The sequence below is a fragment of the Isoptericola maris genome, assembly GCF_048065335.1.
In the GTDB taxonomy this organism is placed as follows: Bacteria; Actinomycetota; Actinomycetes; order Actinomycetales; family Cellulomonadaceae; genus Isoptericola; species Isoptericola rhizosphaerae.
In genome coordinates this window covers 1-17690 of sequence record NZ_JBLUNY010000014.1, presented here as the reverse complement: position 1 = coordinate 17690, position 17690 = coordinate 1, and the positions used below count along the sequence as shown (strand labels likewise).

At 72.5% G+C, this 17690-nt stretch carries 15 protein-coding genes; 11 read left to right on the top strand and 4 right to left on the bottom strand.

Annotated elements, in window-relative coordinates:
* The first annotated feature begins 86 nt into the window (after nt 1-86).
* The 5 genes from ACH5HR_RS15975 to ACH5HR_RS15955 all read left to right on the top strand — a co-directional run bounded on the left by ACH5HR_RS15975 (nt 87) and on the right by ACH5HR_RS15955 (nt 6757).
* Nucleotides 87-2213 carry a peptidoglycan recognition protein family protein gene (locus tag ACH5HR_RS15975; RefSeq protein WP_416478789.1) on the top strand — a complete coding sequence of 709 codons (2127 nt, stop codon included), beginning with the start codon at nt 87-89 and terminating at the stop codon, nt 2211-2213.
* A gap of 75 nt (nt 2214-2288) precedes the next feature.
* The gene (locus tag ACH5HR_RS15970) at nt 2289-3644 is read left to right on the top strand and encodes an LCP family protein (RefSeq protein WP_416478787.1); all 1356 of its coding nucleotides are present in this window, start codon (nt 2289-2291) and stop codon (nt 3642-3644) included.
* Between the two features lie 4 nt (nt 3645-3648).
* Entirely contained in the window at nt 3649-5064 is a 1416-nt protein-coding gene (locus ACH5HR_RS15965) for an LCP family protein (RefSeq protein ID WP_416478785.1), read from the top strand.
* 131 nt (nt 5065-5195) lie between these two features.
* Nucleotides 5196-5810 carry a DUF6318 family protein gene (locus ACH5HR_RS15960; protein ID WP_416478784.1) on the top strand — a complete coding sequence of 205 codons (615 nt, stop codon included), beginning with the start codon at nt 5196-5198 and terminating at the stop codon, nt 5808-5810.
* 38 nt (nt 5811-5848) lie between these two features.
* Nucleotides 5849-6757 (top strand): hypothetical protein, encoded by a 909-nt coding sequence (locus ACH5HR_RS15955; protein ID WP_416478782.1) that lies wholly within the window; start codon nt 5849-5851, stop codon nt 6755-6757.
* 73 nt (nt 6758-6830) lie between these two features.
* Here ACH5HR_RS15955 and purE read toward each other — a convergent pair whose 3' ends face one another.
* Both purE and ACH5HR_RS15945 read right to left on the bottom strand, forming a co-directional pair.
* Nucleotides 6831-7358, bottom strand: a complete 528-nt coding sequence (gene purE, locus ACH5HR_RS15950; protein WP_402377398.1) for a 5-(carboxyamino)imidazole ribonucleotide mutase — start codon at nt 7356-7358, stop codon at nt 6831-6833.
* A complete protein-coding gene (locus ACH5HR_RS15945) occupies nt 7358-8581 on the bottom strand; it encodes a 5-(carboxyamino)imidazole ribonucleotide synthase (RefSeq protein WP_416477703.1) in 1224 nt (407 codons plus the stop codon). Before ACH5HR_RS15945 ends, purE begins: the two co-directional genes overlap by 1 nt.
* Nucleotides 8582-8621: 40 nt before the next feature.
* On the opposite strand from ACH5HR_RS15945, the gene ACH5HR_RS15940 reads away from it, so the two are divergent.
* On the top strand, nt 8622-9104 hold the full coding sequence (locus ACH5HR_RS15940; protein ID WP_402377404.1) for a GtrA family protein: 483 nt from the start codon (nt 8622-8624) through the stop codon (nt 9102-9104).
* 41 nt (nt 9105-9145) lie between these two features.
* Here the strand turns inward: ACH5HR_RS15940 and ACH5HR_RS15935 are convergent, their stop codons facing one another.
* Together ACH5HR_RS15935 and ACH5HR_RS15930 are read right to left on the bottom strand one after the other, a co-directional pair.
* On the bottom strand, nt 9146-10492 hold the full coding sequence (locus ACH5HR_RS15935; RefSeq protein WP_402377406.1) for a sensor histidine kinase: 1347 nt from the start codon (nt 10490-10492) through the stop codon (nt 9146-9148).
* 6 nt (nt 10493-10498) lie between these two features.
* On the bottom strand, nt 10499-11185 hold the full coding sequence (locus ACH5HR_RS15930) for a response regulator transcription factor (RefSeq protein WP_402377408.1): 687 nt from the start codon (nt 11183-11185) through the stop codon (nt 10499-10501).
* 143 nt (nt 11186-11328) lie between these two features.
* Between ACH5HR_RS15930 and ACH5HR_RS15925 the strand changes: the two genes are divergently transcribed.
* The 5 genes from ACH5HR_RS15925 to ACH5HR_RS15905 form a co-directional block, all read left to right on the top strand.
* The gene (locus ACH5HR_RS15925) at nt 11329-12774 is read left to right on the top strand and encodes a sensor histidine kinase (RefSeq protein ID WP_416477705.1); all 1446 of its coding nucleotides are present in this window, start codon (nt 11329-11331) and stop codon (nt 12772-12774) included.
* The gene (locus ACH5HR_RS15920; RefSeq protein ID WP_416477706.1) at nt 12771-13442 is read left to right on the top strand and encodes a response regulator; all 672 of its coding nucleotides are present in this window, start codon (nt 12771-12773) and stop codon (nt 13440-13442) included. Before ACH5HR_RS15925 ends, ACH5HR_RS15920 begins: the two co-directional genes overlap by 4 nt.
* A 31-nt stretch (nt 13443-13473) precedes the next feature.
* A complete protein-coding gene (locus ACH5HR_RS15915; protein ID WP_416477708.1) occupies nt 13474-14136 on the top strand; it encodes a hypothetical protein in 663 nt (220 codons plus the stop codon).
* A 121-nt stretch (nt 14137-14257) separates the two neighbouring features.
* On the top strand, nt 14258-15076 hold the full coding sequence (locus ACH5HR_RS15910; RefSeq protein ID WP_416477710.1) for an ABC transporter ATP-binding protein: 819 nt from the start codon (nt 14258-14260) through the stop codon (nt 15074-15076).
* Nucleotides 15076-17690, top strand: a 2615-nt coding sequence (locus ACH5HR_RS15905) for an ABC transporter permease (protein WP_416477711.1), incomplete at its 3' end; no start/stop codon positions are given. The genes ACH5HR_RS15910 and ACH5HR_RS15905, both read left to right, overlap by 1 nt.

Sequence of the window (17690 nt, the reverse complement as noted above, 5' to 3'; positions counted from 1 at the left end):
ACCGGACGGACCCGACATGCCGACCACATCCGGACCGGTCCGATGTCGCCCTGCGCAACCACTCGGCCGAACGTAGCGTGCGCTGTGTGAACCGTCACACTCGCTCCAGGACCCGGTCTGCACTCGCCACCGGAGTCGTCGGACTGCTCTCCTTCGCCCTCCTCGTGCCGCCGGGTGCGCAGGCCGCGCCCGCCGCCGACGCAGCGCCCGCGGCCGCTGCGCCCGCAGCCGTCGAGGCGGCCGACGGGACCGCCGAGGACCCCGCCGCCGCGAGACCCGTGACGCCCGAGTCCGAGGAGGCGGAGTTCGTCCCGGCCGAGGATGTGGCCACAGGCGACGGCGAGGCCGGGGCCGAGGGCGGGGCCGACTCCGACGAGGTCGTCCCCCTGCTCGCCCCCGAGGCCGAGCCCCAGGTCGCGACGGCCGACGCCACCGGCTTCGCCGTCGTCGGCGTCACGTGGTCCGGCGACGTCGCCGAGGGCGCCCTCGTCGTGGAGGTGCGGACCAGCGCGGACCCCGAAGCACCGGCCGACGGCGACGCCGGCTGGGACGCCTGGGAGGAGGTCTCGGCAGAGCCCGCGCCCGACGGCACGCTCGACGGCACCGAACCCGTCGTCGTCGGCGACGTGGCACGCGTCCAGGCACGGGTCTCCGGCACGGAGCCGGTGCACGACCTGAAGCTCACCGTCGTCGACCCCGGCACGTCCCCCGCGGACGACGACGTGCCCACCCCGCCCGAGGGCGTCTCGCCCGGTGGCGCGTCCGTCGCTGCGGTGAGCGCCGTGACCCCGCGGCCGTCCATCAACTCGCGCAAGGCGTGGGGCGCCAACGAGAAGATGATGACCTGGAAGCCCAAGCGGGGTTCGATCCGCGCGGCGACGATCCACCACACCGCCGGCACCAACAACTACTCGAAGTCCAAGGTGCCGGCCATCATCCGCGGGATCTACGCCTACCACGCCAAGACGCGGGGCTGGGGCGACATCGGCTACAACTTCCTCGTCGACAAGTACGGACGCATCTGGGAAGGGCGCTCCGGAGGAGTCACCAAGCAGACCATCGGTGGCCACGCCCTCGGCTACAACACGAACACCACGGGCATCTCGGTGCTCGGCAACTACGAGAACGCGACGGTCTCCAAGTCCGCCGTCAGCGCCGTCGTCAGCCTGGCCGCCTGGAAGCTCTCGCTGCACGGCGTCCGCGCGAAGGGGTCCGTGAAGATCAACGGCACCCGCGAGCAACGCATCCACGGGCACCGGAACGTCGCGCAGACCGCCTGCCCGGGCCGCACGCTCTACAAGAAGCTGGGCGAGATCCGCCGCCGCGCGACCGCCGCGCAGGAGCGAGCCGCAGCCAGGCAGTTCCAGGGCAACATCCCTGACGGGAGCTTCATCCGGAACCCCGGCGGCAAGGTCGCGCTCGTGGAGAACGGCCGCAAGCACCTGGCGTACTGCTCCGTGGTCAAGCACTACGGCGAGCGGTGCAGCAGCGCGCGCAAGGTGAGCAGCACGACGTGGAAGGGCCTCATCAAGAGCAGCCGCCTGCAGCGCACCGTCCGGAGCAACGGCCGACTCTTCTGGATCGGCACCGGCAGCAAGCGCGAAGCCTTCGACACCGCCTCGCTCCGGCGCGCCAAGAAATCCTCCTCTTCGGTGTCCCTGCATCCCGACGCGCTCAGGAGGCTCCCGTACGGCAACCCGATCGTTCGCCCGGGCGTCATCGTCACCAACCGCAGCAACGGCAACGACCGGCTCATCATCAACGGCCGCAAGCACAGCGGGAAGATCGGCAACTACCTGCAGAAGAACACGCCCCTCGGCGACCTCGACCGCGGCTACCTGGACCGCGGCAGCATGGCCCGGCTGCCGAACATCGGCAAGACGACGGGCGTCGTCGAGGGCAAGAACGGCCGTTCGTTCCTGTTGACGACGCGCGGACTCGCACGGACCGACGGCACCGGGAAGTTCCGGTCGTCGACGAAGAGCCAGGACTGGCGCAAGGCGCTCAAGTCCGAGGTGCCGCGTTCCGGCGGATGGAGCCGCGTCGTGGCCGTGCGCCAGAACGGCAAGAGCCAGATCTACATCCTGCGCAACGGCGTGCTCCGGCCCGTGTCGAAGGCTCGCGCCCGCCAGGTCAACGGAGGGTCGATGCCCAAGGTGCACGTCATCCTCAAGGTCACCAAGAAGCAGTTCTCGGTGGGTTCGCGGCTCTGACCCTCACAGTTCCTCTACCGCATCGGACCTGGGGGACCGCAGCACCGACGGCCAAGGCATCTATGCTCACCTATCGTGAACCACACGCCTGCCCGCCACGTCGCGCCACGGGACGAACCGTCCCGCGGGCCGGCGCACGCCCGGACGCTGCGACGGCACTCGCTCGTGCGCGCCGTCGGGATGGTGGCGACCGCGGCCGTCGCCTTCGCGGGCGTCGGGGCCGCGACGGCCGCCGTCAAGCTCACGGGGAACATCCAGACCGTCGACGCCGACGCCGCACTGGGCTCGGACCGCCCCGAGGTCGTCGTCCCTGAGGACCCGTCCGCGGGGTCGCCCCTCAACGTCCTGCTGCTCGGCTCGGACTCCCGCGGGGGCGACAACGCCGGCGTGGTCGACGACGGCACGGACGGTGCCCGGTCCGACACCACGATGATCATGCACATCTCCGCCGACCGGTCCCGCGTGGAGCTGATGTCGATCCCGCGCGACACGACGATCGACGTCCCCGCGTGTCCCACGTCCTCCGGCGGGGAGACCGCGCCGCTGTTCGGGACGAAGTTCAACGGAGCCTTCGCCCAGGGCGTCATGACCGGCGGCGACGTCGAGTCCGGCGCCCTGTGCACGATGAAGACGATCGAGACGATCTCCGACGTGCGCATGGACGGGTTCATCGTCGTCGACTTTGCCGGGTTCGAGAAGATGATCGAGGCGCTCGGCGGCGTCGAGATGTGCATCCCGAACGACATCTCGTCGAAGAAGGCGGACAACCTCGTGCTGTCCGCGGGCACGCAGAAGCTCGACGGCGAGACCGCGCTGAAGTACGCCCGTGCCCGGACCGGCCAGGGGCTCGGCGACGGCTCCGACATCGGCCGGATCGGCCGCCAGCAGGAGCTCATGGCCGCCCTCGCGCGCACCGTCCTCGGCCAGAACCTGCTCACCGACTCCCCGCAGCTCCTGCAGTTCCTCGGAGCCGTGACCGACTCGCTCACGATGAGCAGCAACCTCGGCTCGATCCAAGGACTCGCCGGGCTGGCGTACAGCGCCCGCGGCCTGCGACCTGACACGATCGCCTTCATGACGGTCCCGTGGCAGTACGACCCGTCGAACCCCAACAACGTGGTGCTCACCGACGATGCGGTGACGGTGTTCGACAACCTCAAGCACGACCGTCCACTGAGCGACGTGATCGAGGAGGAGCCGGCGGACGAGGAGAGCGCAGCCGGCAAGGACGGCTCGACCGACGACGAGTCCGCGAACGACGCGGCGGACGAGGGCGACGCGGCGAACGACACGACCGACGGGTCCGGCGAGCAGCCGGCCGACGAGAACGAGGACGCCACGGACGCCGAGCCGGAGCCGGAACCCACCGAGACCCGTGAGGCCGGCGCCGAAGCCTTCACGGGCGCCGACGTCACCTCGGTCTGCGGGTGATCTCGTGACGGACGAGCGACGCATCCCCCCGAGCTTCACGCCCACCGGCGGCCACAGCTCGCGCCCCCAGCAGACCGGCGACGCCATCTCGGTCGGCGGCGCCGGCTCCGCCCGGCCACATCCCGGCGGCCGCGTGGGACGCCGTGACGACGCCGTGCCGATGGAGTCGCGCGAGCCCCGCGTCCGCCGGCAGTCGTCGCGCGAGATCCCCGTGACGCCGCAGGCACCGCAACGCCGGTCCGCGGCGCCCTCGCGGCAGCCGCAGTCGTACGCCCCCGCCGTCGGCAGCTCGCGGACCAATGCACCGCGGCCTGCGGGGCAGCCCGCCGCCCGACGACCCGCCGGCGACTCCGGGACACGCGTCATGCCTGCCCGGCAGCGTCCGCCGGCAGCCGCCGCCACGCCCGCCGCAGCACGCGGCAACGGTGGCGGGTCGGGGCGCGGCCCCTCCGGACCCGGGCGGAACCGTCCGGGCGGGTTCCGGGTGCGCAAGCGTCGGGTCGCCGGGCTCGCGTTCCTCCTCGTCCTGGTGCTGCTCCTCGCCTGGCCGATCGGCCTCATCATCTGGGCCGACGGGCAGATCCAGCACACCGACGCTCTCTCGGACGCCGAGGGGACGCCGGGGACCACGTACCTGCTCGCCGGGTCCGACGCCCGCGGCTCGGGCGGCGTCGACGACGGCACCTCCGGCGCTCGCACCGACACGATCATGGTGCTGCACAAGCCGCGGAGCGGCCCGACCGCGCTCATCTCCATCCCCCGCGACACCTATGCCGAGATCCCTGGCGAGGGCATGAACAAGGTGAACGCCGCCTACGCCTGGGGCGGCGCGCCCCTCCTCGTCCGGACCGTCGAGACCCTTAGCGGCCTCACCGTGGACCACTACGCCGAGGTGGGATTCGGCAGCCTCGAGGAGATCGTGGACGCCGTCGGCGGCGTCGAGCTCTGCCTCGACTACGACGTCGACGACCCGAAGTCCGAGCTGGTCTGGGAGGCGGGGTGCCACCAGTCCGACGGCGCCACCGCCCTCGCTTTCTCCCGCATGCGGTACTCGGACCCCAAGGGCGACATCGGGCGGGCCGAGCGGCAGCAGCAGGTGATCGCCGGCATCGCCGACACCGCCGTGCAGCCGAGCGTGCTCCTCAACCCGATCGACCAGGTCCAGCTCGTCGGCGCCGGGACGGACGCCCTGGTGGTGGACCAGAAGACGGGCCTGTTCGACCTGGGCCGGCTGGCTCTCGCCTTCAAGGGGGCGACCGGTCCTGAAGGGGTCACGGGCACGCCGCCCATCGCCAACCCTGGCTACAACCCGGGCGGCGGCGTCGGCTCGACCGTCCTGCTCTCCGAGGATGCCGACACGTTCTGGGCGGATCTTCGCGACGGCAACCTCGAACCCGGCTCGACGGTCGGCGGTCTCTGACCCCGCCGAGGTAGTAGGACAACGGCCGAGGTAGGAGCGCTCGTTCCAGTGGGCGAGACGTTGTCCACAGGGGCGCGCAGGGGACCTGTGGTTTCGCTACGGTGTCGTGGATGTCGCCGTCGACTCCCCTGGTGAAGGAACCCTTGATGTCCCGTGCCACCATCCTCGGTGCGGCCGCGCTGGTCGCGCTGCTGCTCGCCGGATGCACCACCTCCGAACCCGCACCCACAGAGCCAGGGACGACGGCGGAGGCCACCTCGAGCCCGTCGCCCTCGCCCGTCGAGTCCTCACCCGCTCCGGTCGTGATCGCTCCCGAGCGGCCCGCCGAGATGGATGACGACGGCTACCAGGGTGCCGAGGCCGCCGCGAAGTACTTTCAACTGCTCGACCCGTACATCATGAAAACAGGCGACACGGACGAGTGGGAAGACATGTCGCACAAGGAATGCAACACGTGCATCCAACGGCTCGAGCAAGCCCGCACCATCGCCGAGAACGGCGACGTCTTCGAAGGCGGTGAGATCCAAGTAACGATCTTGCACACCTACGAGCAGGATGAGTCCACCGGAGGGTGGCCGCTCGATGTCGAGATTTCCACCGCTGAGGCCACAATCATCACCTCCGACGGCACAGTTGCAGCCGAGTTCGATGAAGACCAAGGGCTCGTTCGAATGGAAGTCTCTTACGTCGAAGGCGGATGGAAGGTCCTCGGAATCGCACCACTAGATGAGGAGTCGTCCCGTTGAGAGTCCTGACCACCGCGATCGTCGCCGCAGCTATCGTAATGGGACCGTCTCCCGACCCATATTCACCAATCCTTGATGACCCCAGCGACACTATTGGGCTCGGCGCTGTAGGCGATGCTGAGAACCCTTCGACGTCCGAGGACGACGGCCCCCGCGACCGGTACTTCCGCACCGACACCCACACCTGCAACATCGCCACCACCGCGGACGGCATCGAGCTGATCACCACCCTGGACACCTGCCCCGACGGCTCACGAGAAGCGGACATCGAGAGCGCCCCCTGCAACGACGACGAGTACGAGCTCGCCGAGCTGTGGGTCGAACGCCTCCAGGACGACGGCACCTACACCGCACCCGAGCAGGTCTCCGGCCGCGAGTGCATCACCCCGGCCGACGTCGCCGCCCAGGCCCGACGCGCCTTCGCCGCCATGCAGATCACCACCCCCACCGCCACGGTCCAAGCCCGCGAACCGCTGCTGGTCAACGTCCACTACCCCGCCTACGCCACCACCCAACCCCAGACCCAACAGGCCACCCTCCTGGACGTGCCCGTCGAGATCCGCGCCGACCCGGTCGAATACACGTGGAACTTCGACGACCCCCACACCCCAGGCGGCGACACACTGACCACCACCGACCCCGGCCGAGCCTGGACCCAGGACAACCCCAGCCCCGACGCATCCTGGATCGGGCACACCTACACCCACCTCGGCGACCCCGCCCACGACCCCGACACCCACGTCGACGACCAGGGCGACTGGTACCGCGACACCGTCACCGTCACCCTGGACACCACCTGGCAAGGCCACTTCCGCATCGCCGGCACCAGCACCTGGACCACCATCGACGGCACCATCACCACCACCAGCACCACCGAACCCCTCACCGTCACCGAAGCACGCGTCCGCCTCCACTGCGACGACCTGCACGGAGCCACCACCTGCTGACGCACGACGGAACGACACCATCCGACGCGGCACCCCCTCGACGCGACCCGGTACTACCTCGGCACGACCGGTACTACCTCGGCGTGGCGCGGCGGGTCTCGCGCAGCCGCTCGCCCTTGGCGTGCGCGACGTCGCGCAGCTCGGCCTGGAACGCGACCATCCGTTCGCGCAGCGCGAGGGACTCCGCATCGGTGCCCGCACCGAGGATCTGCGCCGCGAGCAGGCCGGCGTTGCGGGCGCCCCCGATCGACACCGTGGCGACCGGGACTCCGGCCGGCATCTGCACGATCGACAGGAGCGAGTCCATCCCGTCCAGGTGCTTGAGCGGCACCGGCACGCCGATCACCGGCAGCGGCGTGACCGCGGCCAGCATGCCCGGCAGGTGCGCCGCTCCCCCGGCACCCGCCACGACCACCCGCAGGCCCCGGTCGGCGGCACCGCGACCGTACTCGATCATCTCGGTCGGCATCCGGTGCGCCGAGACCACGTCCACCTCGCTGGCCACGCCCAGCTCGTCCAGCGCCTCGGCCGCGGCCTGCATGACGGGCCAGTCGGAGTCCGACCCCATGACGATCCCGACGACGGGCTTGTTCTCGCTCATCAGTTCTCCTCGATCTCCTCGCCGCGCAGCAGGGCGGCCGCGGCGACCGCACGGCGGCGGACCTCGTCCAGGTCGTCGCCGCTGACGTTGACGTGTCCCAGCTTGCGGCCCGGGCGGATGTCCTTGCCGTACAGGTTGACGCGCGCCTCCGGGAACCGCGCGCCGAGGTCGGGCAGCGCGTCCGTGAGGCGCTCCAGGCTCGAGCCCAGGACGTTCGCCATGACGGTCCAGCGTGCGGTCGGCGCGGTCGCACCGAGCGGCAGGTCCAGCACCGCCCGGAGGTGCTGCTCGAACTGGCTCGTCGCGGCGCCGTCGATCGTCCAGTGTCCGGAGTTGTGCGGACGCATGGCGAGCTCGTTGACGAGCACCACCGGTCCGCCGTCACCGTCCGGCACCTCGAACATCTCCACCGCGAGGACGCCGGTCACGTCGAGCCCCTCGGCCACCTGGACGGCTACCTGGCGAGCCCGCTCGGCAAGCTGCGGGTCGAGGCGCGGAGCGGGCGCGATCACCTCGGCGCAGACGCCGTCCCGCTGGATCGACTCCACCACGGGCCATGTCCGCACCTCTCCCGACGGCCGGCGGGCGACGAGCACCGCGAGCTCACGGCTGAACGGCACCTTGTCCTCGACGAGGAGCTCGGGGCCTCCCGCGGCGTGGGCGGCGATCCAGTCGTCCGCCTCCGTCGGTGCGGCGACCACGCGCACGCCCTTGCCGTCGTAGCCGCCCCGAGCGGTCTTCACCACCGCCTCACCGCCCGGTGCGCCGTCGAGGAAGACCTCGAGCGCGGACCGGGCGGCCTCCGGATCGGTGGGCAGCGCCGCCCAGCGCGGGCACGGGGCCCCGAGCTCGGTGAGCCGACGGCGCATCACGATCTTGTCCTGGGCCTGCACCAGGGCTCCAGGGCCCGGCCGCACCGGGGTGCCGCCGTCGACCAGGTCGGCCAGGAGGCTGTTCGGCACGTGCTCGTGCTCGAAGGTCAGCACGTCGGCCGCGGCCCGTCCGTCCGCGGGGGCCACGAGCGCGCGGATCGCCGCCTCGTCGGACGCGGCCCCGACCGGGGCGTCGACGACGACCTGCGCCGCCGCTGTCGCGGGGTCCTCGACGAGCACCCTCAGGTGGACACCGAGCTCGGCGGCGGCCGGGGCCATCATGCGGGCGAGCTGGCCGCCACCGACGACGGCGACCACGGGTGGGACGGGGGCACTGGCGGGGGGCGTCACGTTGGTCGAGGATACCGGCCGGGCCGATAAGGTGGCCCGCATGTCTCGTGCCCCGGCAGCCGCACCCGCCCCGCAGCGGTGGCCGGCGCGCACGATGCTCGCACTGTGGGCGCGGCGCATCGAGCTGCTGCGGTTCGGTTCGGTGGGCGCGCTCGCGTTCGTGGTGGACCTCGCCGTGTTCAACCTGATGCTGCACGGGCCTGTCGACGTGCTCGCCCACAAGCCGATCACGGTGCGGATCATCGCGGCGGCGGTCGCGACTCTCGTGGCATGGGTCGGCAACCGGTACTGGACGTTCGCGGACCGCCGTACCCCGCGCCGCGGACGCGAGCTGTTGGAGTTCGCCGCGGTGAACGTCGGCGGGCTCGCCATCTCGGCCGGATGCCTGGCGGTGTCCCGGTACGTGCTCGGCCTCGACTCGGCACTGGCGGACAACGTCGCGGCGAACGGGGTCGGCCTCGTGCTGAGCACGATCTTCCGGTACGTCATGTATCGCACGGTGGTCTTCCGCGGCGTCGGCTGACCCCGAGCGTTGGGGGGGGGGGGGGGGGGGGGGGGCGGGTCTCAGCCTTCGTTGTGGTGGAGCCAGCCGCGGCGGCGCCCGCGCGACGAGATCGTCGACCCGGGCGGTAGCACGACGCTCGGGTCGAGCGTGCGCGGCACCCCGGCGAGGAAGATGCGGAACACCGGCGGACGCCGCTGCGCCAGCTCGAGACGACCGCCGTCGGCAGCGACCAGGTCACGTGCCAGCGCCAGCCCGAGGCCGGTGCTGCCTCCCGTCGTCGTGCCGCGTTCGAAGATCCGCGGAGCGATGTCGTCCGCCACGCCGGGGCCCTCGTCCGAGACCTCGAGCGCCACCGCACCCTTCGGGCCGGACGGTTTCGAGCGCACCGCCGTGACGCCGTCGCCGTACTTCAAGGAGTTCTCCAGGAGCGTGGCGATCACCTGCGCCAGCGCACCGGGGGTCGCCAGGACCCGGTGCTCGTCCGGCACGTCGACCACGAGCACGCGTCCGGCGGTGCGGAACGTCTCCGCCCACTCCTCCTCCTGCTGGCGGACCACGTCAGCCAGGGCGACCGCCTCGGTGGTACCGCCCTGCGAGCGCCGGGACGTGGAGAGCAGGTCGTCGACCACGGTCACCAGCCGCTCCACCTGCTCGAGCGACACCCTGGCCTCCTCGACGACGGCCTCGTCGTCGCTGGTCAGCATGATCTCCTCGAGCCGCATGGTCAGGGCGGTCAGCGGCGTGCGCAGCTGGTGGGAGGCGTCCTGCGCGAACTGCCGCTCCGAGGCGAGCCGCCCGGCCAGCCGGTCGGCGCTGCGGGCCAGCTCGGCCGCCACCAGGTCGATCTCCTCCACGCCGGACGGTTCGAGGCTCGGACGCACCTGCCCGGAGCCGAGCTGTTCGGCCGACGCCGCGAGGTACACCAGCGGCGCGGAGAGCCGGTTCGCCTGCCACACGGCCATCGCCACGCCGGCCGCGATGGCGACGACGCCGGCGACCACCGCGAGCGCGACGGTCTGGGCGGCCTTGATGTAGGCGCCCCAGGCAGAGACCTCGATGGACACCGAGGCACGCTCGTCGGTGGTCTGCGCCGCCTTGAAGATGGTCGGCTCGCGCAGCACGTCGCCGAACTCGAGCAGCTCGCCGTCGGGCAGGCTGACGGTGACGCGTGCCGGGAGGTCTCCGGAGCGCCCCTCCGCTGCGCGCAGGAGCTGCTCCTCGCTGGGACTCTCACCCTGCGCCTGGGCGCGCTCGACGGTCCGGACGAACGTGTCCAACCGGTCCGAGACCCGGCGCTCCTCGTTCGCGACGACGTACTGTGCCCCGAAGAAGCCCAGCGGTACGCCGAGCAGGACCACTGCGACGGCGACCGCGGAGATCGTCGCCAGCAGGACGCGACGGCGCACCGGAGGTCAGGCCTGCTGACCGAGCTCGAACCGGAAGCCGAGCCCCCGGACGGTGGAGACGTAGCGCGGGGAGTTCGCGTCGTCGCCGAGCTTGCGCCGCAGCCACGACACGTGCATGTCGAGCGTCTTGGTGGACCCGACCGGGTCCGAGCCCCAGACGTCGCGCATGAGCGTGTCGCGCACGACGACGGAGCCCGCGTTGCCCACGAGCACCCGGAGCAGGTCGAACTCCTTGGTGGTCAGGTGCAGCTCACGCTCCCCCTGGAAGGCTCGGTGCGCGGCGACGTCGACACGGACGTCCTGCGCGCGCAGCTCCTCGTCCTCCGCGGCCTCGCCGTGGGTGCGGCGCAGCAGCGCCCGGACGCGTGCGAGCAGCTCGGCGAGCCGGAACGGCTTCGTCACGTAGTCGTCGGCACCGGCGTCCAGGCCCACCACGAGGTCGACCTCGTCGGCGCGGGCGGTCAGCACCAGGATCGGCGTGCTGAGCCCGCGACCACGGATCTCGCGGGCGACGTCGAGCCCGTCGATGTCCGGCAGACCGAGGTCCAGGACGACGATGTCCGCGTCCCCGGCGTTGTCGATCGCTCCTTGACCAGTTCCTTGCACGACGACGTCGTAACCCTCACGCGTGAGAGCCCGCGCCAAAGGCTCGGCAATCGCCGGGTCGTCCTCGGCCAGCAGTACGTGGGTCATTCCCTCATGCTAGCGGCAATATGCCTGGTCCTGGCACCTCGCGACACGGTGGTCCGATCATCCCCACGGGCCATGCCGCACGGTGACCGGGTCCCACCACGGGCTGACGCGCGCAGCCTCCTGACCTGCCTAAGGTGTCGAGCATGGGCTGGTCAGCGCGGTTGAGCACGTGGTTCGAGCGCCACCGTTTCGCCGTGGACGCCACCGGCACGGTGTTCTTCGGCATCTTCGTCGCGGCCACCGCGACGACGCTCTCCGACACGCGCACCCAGTCCGGCTGGGTCGTCGCGTGGTCCCTGGCCACGGTCGCCCCGCTCGCGTGGCGACGCACCCGACCTGTCGCGTCGTCCGTCGCCGTCTACGCCGTGGCCCTCGCGCACCTGCTCGCCGGCCACACCCTGCTCATCCCCGCGGACTTCGCGGTCCTCGCCGCGCTGTGGGCCGTCACCGTGTACGGCCCAGGCTGGGCGCACGTCACCGCCATCCTCTCGACCGTCGTGGGCTCGTTCCTCATCGGCCCCGTCGTCGCGGTGCAGGAACGCAGCACGGGCCAGCTCAGCCAGCTCGTCGGCCTGAGCCTGCTCTGCACCCTCCTGGGTCTCGCCGTGTGGGCGCTGGCGCTCGTGCGCCGCCAACGACGCGTGACCCTGGACGCCCTGCGCGACCGCGCCGAGCGCCTCGAGCTCGAGCGCGACCAGCAGGCCCGCATCGCCACCTCCGCCGAGCGCGCCCGGATCGCCCGCGAGATGCACGACATCGTGGCGCACTCCCTGTCCATCGTCGTGGCGCAGGCCGACGGCGGCCGGTACGTCGCCGCGAACGACCCCGCCGCCGCGGTGCGGTCCCTCGACGTCATCTCCGAGACCGGGCGGGCAGCCCTGGCCGACATGCGCCGCCTGCTCGGCGTCCTGCGGGACGACGACGGCCCCGAGCCCGAGGCTCCCTGGCAGGAAGACGGCGGTGGCACGACCGGCCACGGGACACGCCCGACAGCACGCGGGCGGGCACGGCGCGCGGACGGCGGCACGATGGCCGACGGCGCGGCCCGGGCGGGCGACGCCGCGGCAGGCGCGGTGCTACCCGGGCGAGGTGCGTCGTCGGGCTCCGCTCCCCTGGCGCCGCAGCCCGACGACGCGGACCTGACGACCCTCGTGGCGCAGGCGCGCGACGCCGGCACCCGCGTCTCGCTGGTACGCGTCGGTGTGGCGCGGCGTCTGCCGCCCGGCGCGGGACTGACGCTGCACCGGGTCACGCAGGAGGCGCTGAGCAACGTGCGCAAGCACGCCGGGCCCGACCCGCGCGTGACCGTCGTGCTGCGCTGGGAGGCCGAGTCCGTGGCGGTCGAGGTGGCCGACGACGGTCGCGGGGCGGCAGCCGGCGACGGCGAGGCCGGCTACGGGCTGCTCGGGATGCGCGAGCGCGCCGCGATGTTCGGCGGCTCGGTGACGGCCGGCCCGCGCCCCGGCGGCGGCTGGCGGGTACGGTTCACGATGCCGGTGCCCGCCGCCGCACCCGTGCCCACCACGCCCCCAGGACCGCCGGCATCCTCCGTGCCACCGGTGCGCCCCGACTCCCAGGAGCCCGCATGACCGACGTCATGAAGGTCGCGCTCGTCGACGACCAGCAGCTCGTGCGCGCCGGCTTCCGGATGGTCATCGACTCCCAGCCCGACCTCACCGTCGCGGTCGAGGCCTCCGACGGCGCGCAGGCGCTGCGCCTCCTCGCCGACCACCGCGTCGACGTCGTGCTCATGGACGTGCGGATGCCCACCATGGACGGTCTCACCGCGACCCGGCACCTGACGGCGCAGCCCGAGGCGCCGCGCGTCGTCGTGCTGACGACCTTCGACCTCGACGAGTACGTCCTCGAGGCGATCCGGGCCGGCGCCTCCGGGTTCCTGCTCAAGGACGCCCCGCCCGAGGAGATGCTGGCCGCCATCCGGACGGTGCACCGCGGCGACGCCGTCATCGCGCCGTCCTCGACGCGCAGGCTCCTGGAGCACCTGGTCACCGCGCTGCCGGCGACGGCGGCAGGCCCGGCGCACCAGGCGCTCGGCGAGCTCACCGAGCGCGAGCGCGAGGTGCTGGTCCTCATGGCGAGCGGGCGGTCCAACACCGAGATCGCCACCGAGCTGTTCGTGGCCGAGGCCACCGTGAAGACGCACGTGGGCCGGGTCCTGGCCAAGCTGGGCGCCCGCGACCGGGTGCAGGCCGTGGTCACCGCCTACGAGACGGGCCTGGTGCGTCCGGGCTCGTGAGCCCGCCCGGCGGTCCCACTACCCTGGTGCGGTGCCTGACGTCGACGCCTCCCCCCGGACCGAGGAGGTCGCCGAGGACCGGTGGCAGCGACGCTTCGCCGTCCCCGTCGTCGTCGCGGCTCTCGCGTCCGTGCCCGCCGTGTGGCTCACGCTGCTGGAGGAGCCGTACGCGACCGTCGGCACCACCGTCAGCCTCCTGACCGGGGCGGTGCTCCTCGGCGAGACCGTCGTGCTCTTCGCCGTCTCCGACGACAAGCGCCGCTGGGTCCGCAGGAACAGGTGGCTGGTGCTCGTCACGGTCGCGATCGTCGTCTGCGTCGTGCTCGCCGTCGGCCCCGCGCAGCTCCTGCGCCTGGTGCGCGCCGTCGGGGCGCTCCGGCTCCTGCGTGCCCGGCACATCGTCCGGGCCGGTCGCCGCCTGATGGACAACGCCTCCCTCGGCTCCCGCTGGGAACGCGTGGTGACGGGAGTGGTGGTCGCCGTCGTCGCGGCGTTCGTCGCCGTCGTGCTGGCGGACCCCACGTCGCGCAGCCGCGTCCTGATCGAGGACCTGCTCGGTGCGCCCGCGTACGTGTGGGCCGTCACCGTCGCGGGCCTCATCCTCGGGGGTGCCGTGTTCGTGCTGGCCAGGTACCGGTTCCGGCGCGGCGAGCAGTCAGGGCGTCCTCAGGGTGGTCGTCATACCTGGGTATGACCCGGGCGCTGCCACGACCAGCCCCGGGGCCGACGACGGCGCACCGGCCGGTCCGTAGCGTCGGTGGTGTCATCGAGCTCCCGTCCGGGAGCCGCCGGAGCAAGACCCGTGGAGACATCTCGTGGACACCACCGTGTTCGTCCCCGTCACAGACACCGACACCCCCGACACCGGCCGGCTCGCCATCAGGGCGCGCGGGCTGACCAAGACCTACGGCTCCGGCGAGGCGCAGGTGCGCGCCCTGGACGGCGTGGACGTCGACTTCGCCGAGGGCCGGTTCACCGCGATCATGGGACCGTCCGGCTCCGGCAAGTCCACGCTCATGCACCTGCTCGCGGGCCTCGACAGCGCGACGGCGGGGCAGGCGTTCCTGGGCAGCACGGAGATCACCGGCCTTGGCGACAAGGCGCTCACCCGCCTGCGCCGGGACCGCGTCGGGTTCGTGTTCCAGCAGTTCAACCTGCTGCCGATGTTCACGGCCCGCGACAACATCACCCTGCCCCTCCAGCTCGCCGGCGCGAAGGTGGACAGCGAGTGGTTCGACACTCTGGTGCGCACGCTCGGCCTCGAGCAGCGGCTCGAGCACCGCCCGAGCGAGCTCTCGGGCGGGCAGCAGCAGCGCGTCGCCATCGCCCGCGCCCTCATCGCCCAGCCGGAGGTCGTCTTCGCCGACGAGCCGACCGGCAACCTGGACTCGCGCTCCGGCGCGGAGGTGCTCAGCTTCCTGCGTCGTTCCGTGCGCGAGCTGGGCCGCACCATCATCATGGTCACGCACGACCCGGCCGCGGCGGCGTACGCCGACCGCGTCGTCCTCATCGCCGACGGGCGCATCGCGGGCGAGATCAGTGACCCCACGCCCGAGGCGGTCCTCGCCGGGCTGGACGCGCTGCGGTCCCTCGAGGGTCCCGTGGCCGACGACGGCACGCAGGCGGGTGCCTGATGCTGCGGATCGTCCTGGCGCAGATGCGCCGCAGCTCCGGCCGGCTCGCCGCCGCGGGCATCGCGATCGTCATCGGCACGGCGTTCGTCGCCGCGACGCTGCTGGCGAGCGGAGTCATCACGCAGACCACCTACGACTCGATCGCCGCCCGGTACGCCGGCGCCGACCTGGTGGTCGGTGCGACGGCGGACCCGATCGAGGACGTCGAAGCCCTCGGTGAGATCGACGGCGTGGACGCGGTCGCCCCGTTCGACAGCACCTACGCCCAGCTCTCCGCCGGGTCGCGGTCCGTCTTCCAGAGCATCATCCCCGCCGCTGACGACCGGCTCATGCCGATGGTGACCACCGTCGGGTCGATGCCTGCGGGGGACGACGAGGTCGCCCTCCCCGAGTCCGTCGCCGAACGGCTGGACGTCGAGACCGGAGAGCGGGTCAACCTGACCCGCGACGTGCTTGCCGACGACGAGACCTGGCAGCAGGTGACCGAGCGACCGGTCGTCGTCGGGCTCCTCGACGACCCGTACGGGGCGTACTCGGAGGTCGGCGGTGCCGCCGTCGTCGACGCCGACACCTTCGCGACCTGGATCGCCGAGGAGGACGGCGCTGCGACGGGCAGCGAGGAGGTCGGCGTCGTGGTCGCGCCGGGGGCCGACGTGGCCACCGTCCAGGCCGCGCTGGCCACGGCGACGGGGGCCGCGACGACGATCGGCGACACCCGCTGGGTGGTCCCGACCGACGAGCGGGCCGCCGACGTGGCCGCGACCCTGACCGGCGGTCAGGACCTGATGTTCCTCATCTTCGTCATGACGTTCGCCTCGATCGCCCTCGTCGTGGCCGGCCTGGTGATCGCCAACACGTTCCAGGTGCTCGTCGCCCAGCGTGCCCGCACCCTCGCGCTGCTGCGCTGCGTGGGAGCGGACAAGGGGCAGGTCGGTCGCGGGGTCCTCACCGAGGCCGCGATCCTGGGCGCGATCGCGTCGGTCGCCGGCGTGCTGCTCGGCGTGCTGCTCGGGCAGGGCGCCCTCTGGGTCGCCCATGCGATGGACGTCCCCGTCCCGCTGCCCGACAGCATCACGCTCACCTGGCCCGTCATGGTCGTCCCCCTGCTCGTCGGCATCCTCGTGACGGTCGGCGCGGCGCTCGTCCCCGCCCGGGTCGCGACGCGGGTCGCCCCGCTGGCGGCTCTGCGCCCCACGGACGCCCCGTCCGCCTCGCGCCGAGCGGGTCGGGTGCGCCTCGTGCTCTCGCTGCTGGCCACCGTACTCGGCTTCGCGCTGCTCGGCCTCGGTGCCGTGCTCGGGACGACGGCGCAGGACCCCACGTTCGGTCTCCTGTCCGGGATCGCCGGAGGCGCGCTGTCGTTCGTCGGCGTGGCGGTCGGTGCGGTCTTCTGGCTGCCGAAGGTGGCGTCGCTGGCCGGACGGTCGGTCGGGGCCTCGGGCCCGACGGCCCGGCTGGCCGCGGCGAACACGCTGCGCAACCCGCGCCGCACAGCCACGACGAGCACGGCGCTGCTGATCGGCGTGACCCTCGTCGCGATGATGTCGACGGGCGCGGCCAGCGCCCGGGCCTCGCTGACGGCGGCGCTCGACGAGCAGTTCCCCGTGGACGCCATGGTGTCCAGCACGACGTTCGACGAGAACGGCTCCCCGGTCGAGCTGTCGCAGGGCCTGCGCGCCGACATCGCGGGCGTGGCCGACGTGGCGGCGGTCGCCGAGCTGACCGACGTGCCGCTGGGCACCCCGGGGATCGTCGCCTCGGGCGGCGAGCTGGTCCCCGCTGACGGGCAGAGCGACGCCGAGCCGTGGGAGATCGAGGTCACCGCCCTCGACCCCGCCGACGCCCGGGAGGTGCTGAACGCGCCCGACCACCTCGACGGGCTGGCACCCGGCACCGTGCTGCTGGGCTACAACGAAGCGACGCAGCTCGACCTCACCGACGGCGACCGGCTGGAGCTCGCCGGTGCGGACGGCACGGCCACCTTCGACGTCGTGGTGAGCGAGTCGGCCCCGTACGTCAACTACCTCGTCGTCGACGACCTGCTCCAGGTGCAGGCCGACCCGGTGGTCACCCAGCTGTACGTCGCCCTGGCCGGGTCGGCGGACGCCGCCTCGACCGTCGGTGTGGTCCAGGACGTCGTCTCGGACTCCGGCGAGGCGGCCCAGGTGACGGGGATCGCGGTGCAGCGCGCCGAGTTCGACCAGGTGATCGACACGATGCTCGGGATCGTCGTCGGCCTGCTGGGCGTGGCCGTGATCATCGCCCTGATCGGCGTGGCGAACACGCTGTCGCTGTCGGTGCTCGAACGGCGCAAGGAGTCCGCGACGCTGCGCGCGATCGGGCTGTCGAAGGCCCAGCTGCGCGGGATGCTCGCGATCGAGGGTCTGCTCATCGCCGGCGTCGGTGCGGTGCTCGGCATCCTGCTCGGGCTCGTGTACGGCTGGGCGGGCTCGGCAGCCGGGCTCGGGATCATGGGTGACGTCACCCTCTCGGTCCCGTGGCTCGACGTGACGCTGGTGCTCGTGATCGCCCTGGTAGCCGGACTGGTCGCCTCGGTGGCCCCGGCCCGCACGGCGCTCAAGGCCTCCCCGGTGGAGGCGCTCGCCGCGGACTG

Excerpts from the sequence above, each read along its gene's own strand:
- ACH5HR_RS15955 (WP_416478782.1), top strand. The coding sequence starts at position 5,849 with ATGGGACCGTCTCCCGACCCATATTCACCAATCCTTGATGACCCCAGC.
- purE (WP_402377398.1), bottom strand. The coding sequence starts at position 7,358 with ATGAGCGAGAACAAGCCCGTCGTCGGGATCGTCATGGGGTCGGACTCC.
- ACH5HR_RS15940 (WP_402377404.1), top strand. The coding sequence starts at position 8,622 with ATGTCTCGTGCCCCGGCAGCCGCACCCGCCCCGCAGCGGTGGCCGGCG.
- ACH5HR_RS15930 (WP_402377408.1), bottom strand. The coding sequence starts at position 11,185 with ATGACCCACGTACTGCTGGCCGAGGACGACCCGGCGATTGCCGAGCCT.
- ACH5HR_RS15925 (WP_416477705.1), top strand. The coding sequence starts at position 11,329 with ATGGGCTGGTCAGCGCGGTTGAGCACGTGGTTCGAGCGCCACCGTTTC.
- ACH5HR_RS15920 (WP_416477706.1), top strand. The coding sequence starts at position 12,771 with ATGACCGACGTCATGAAGGTCGCGCTCGTCGACGACCAGCAGCTCGTG.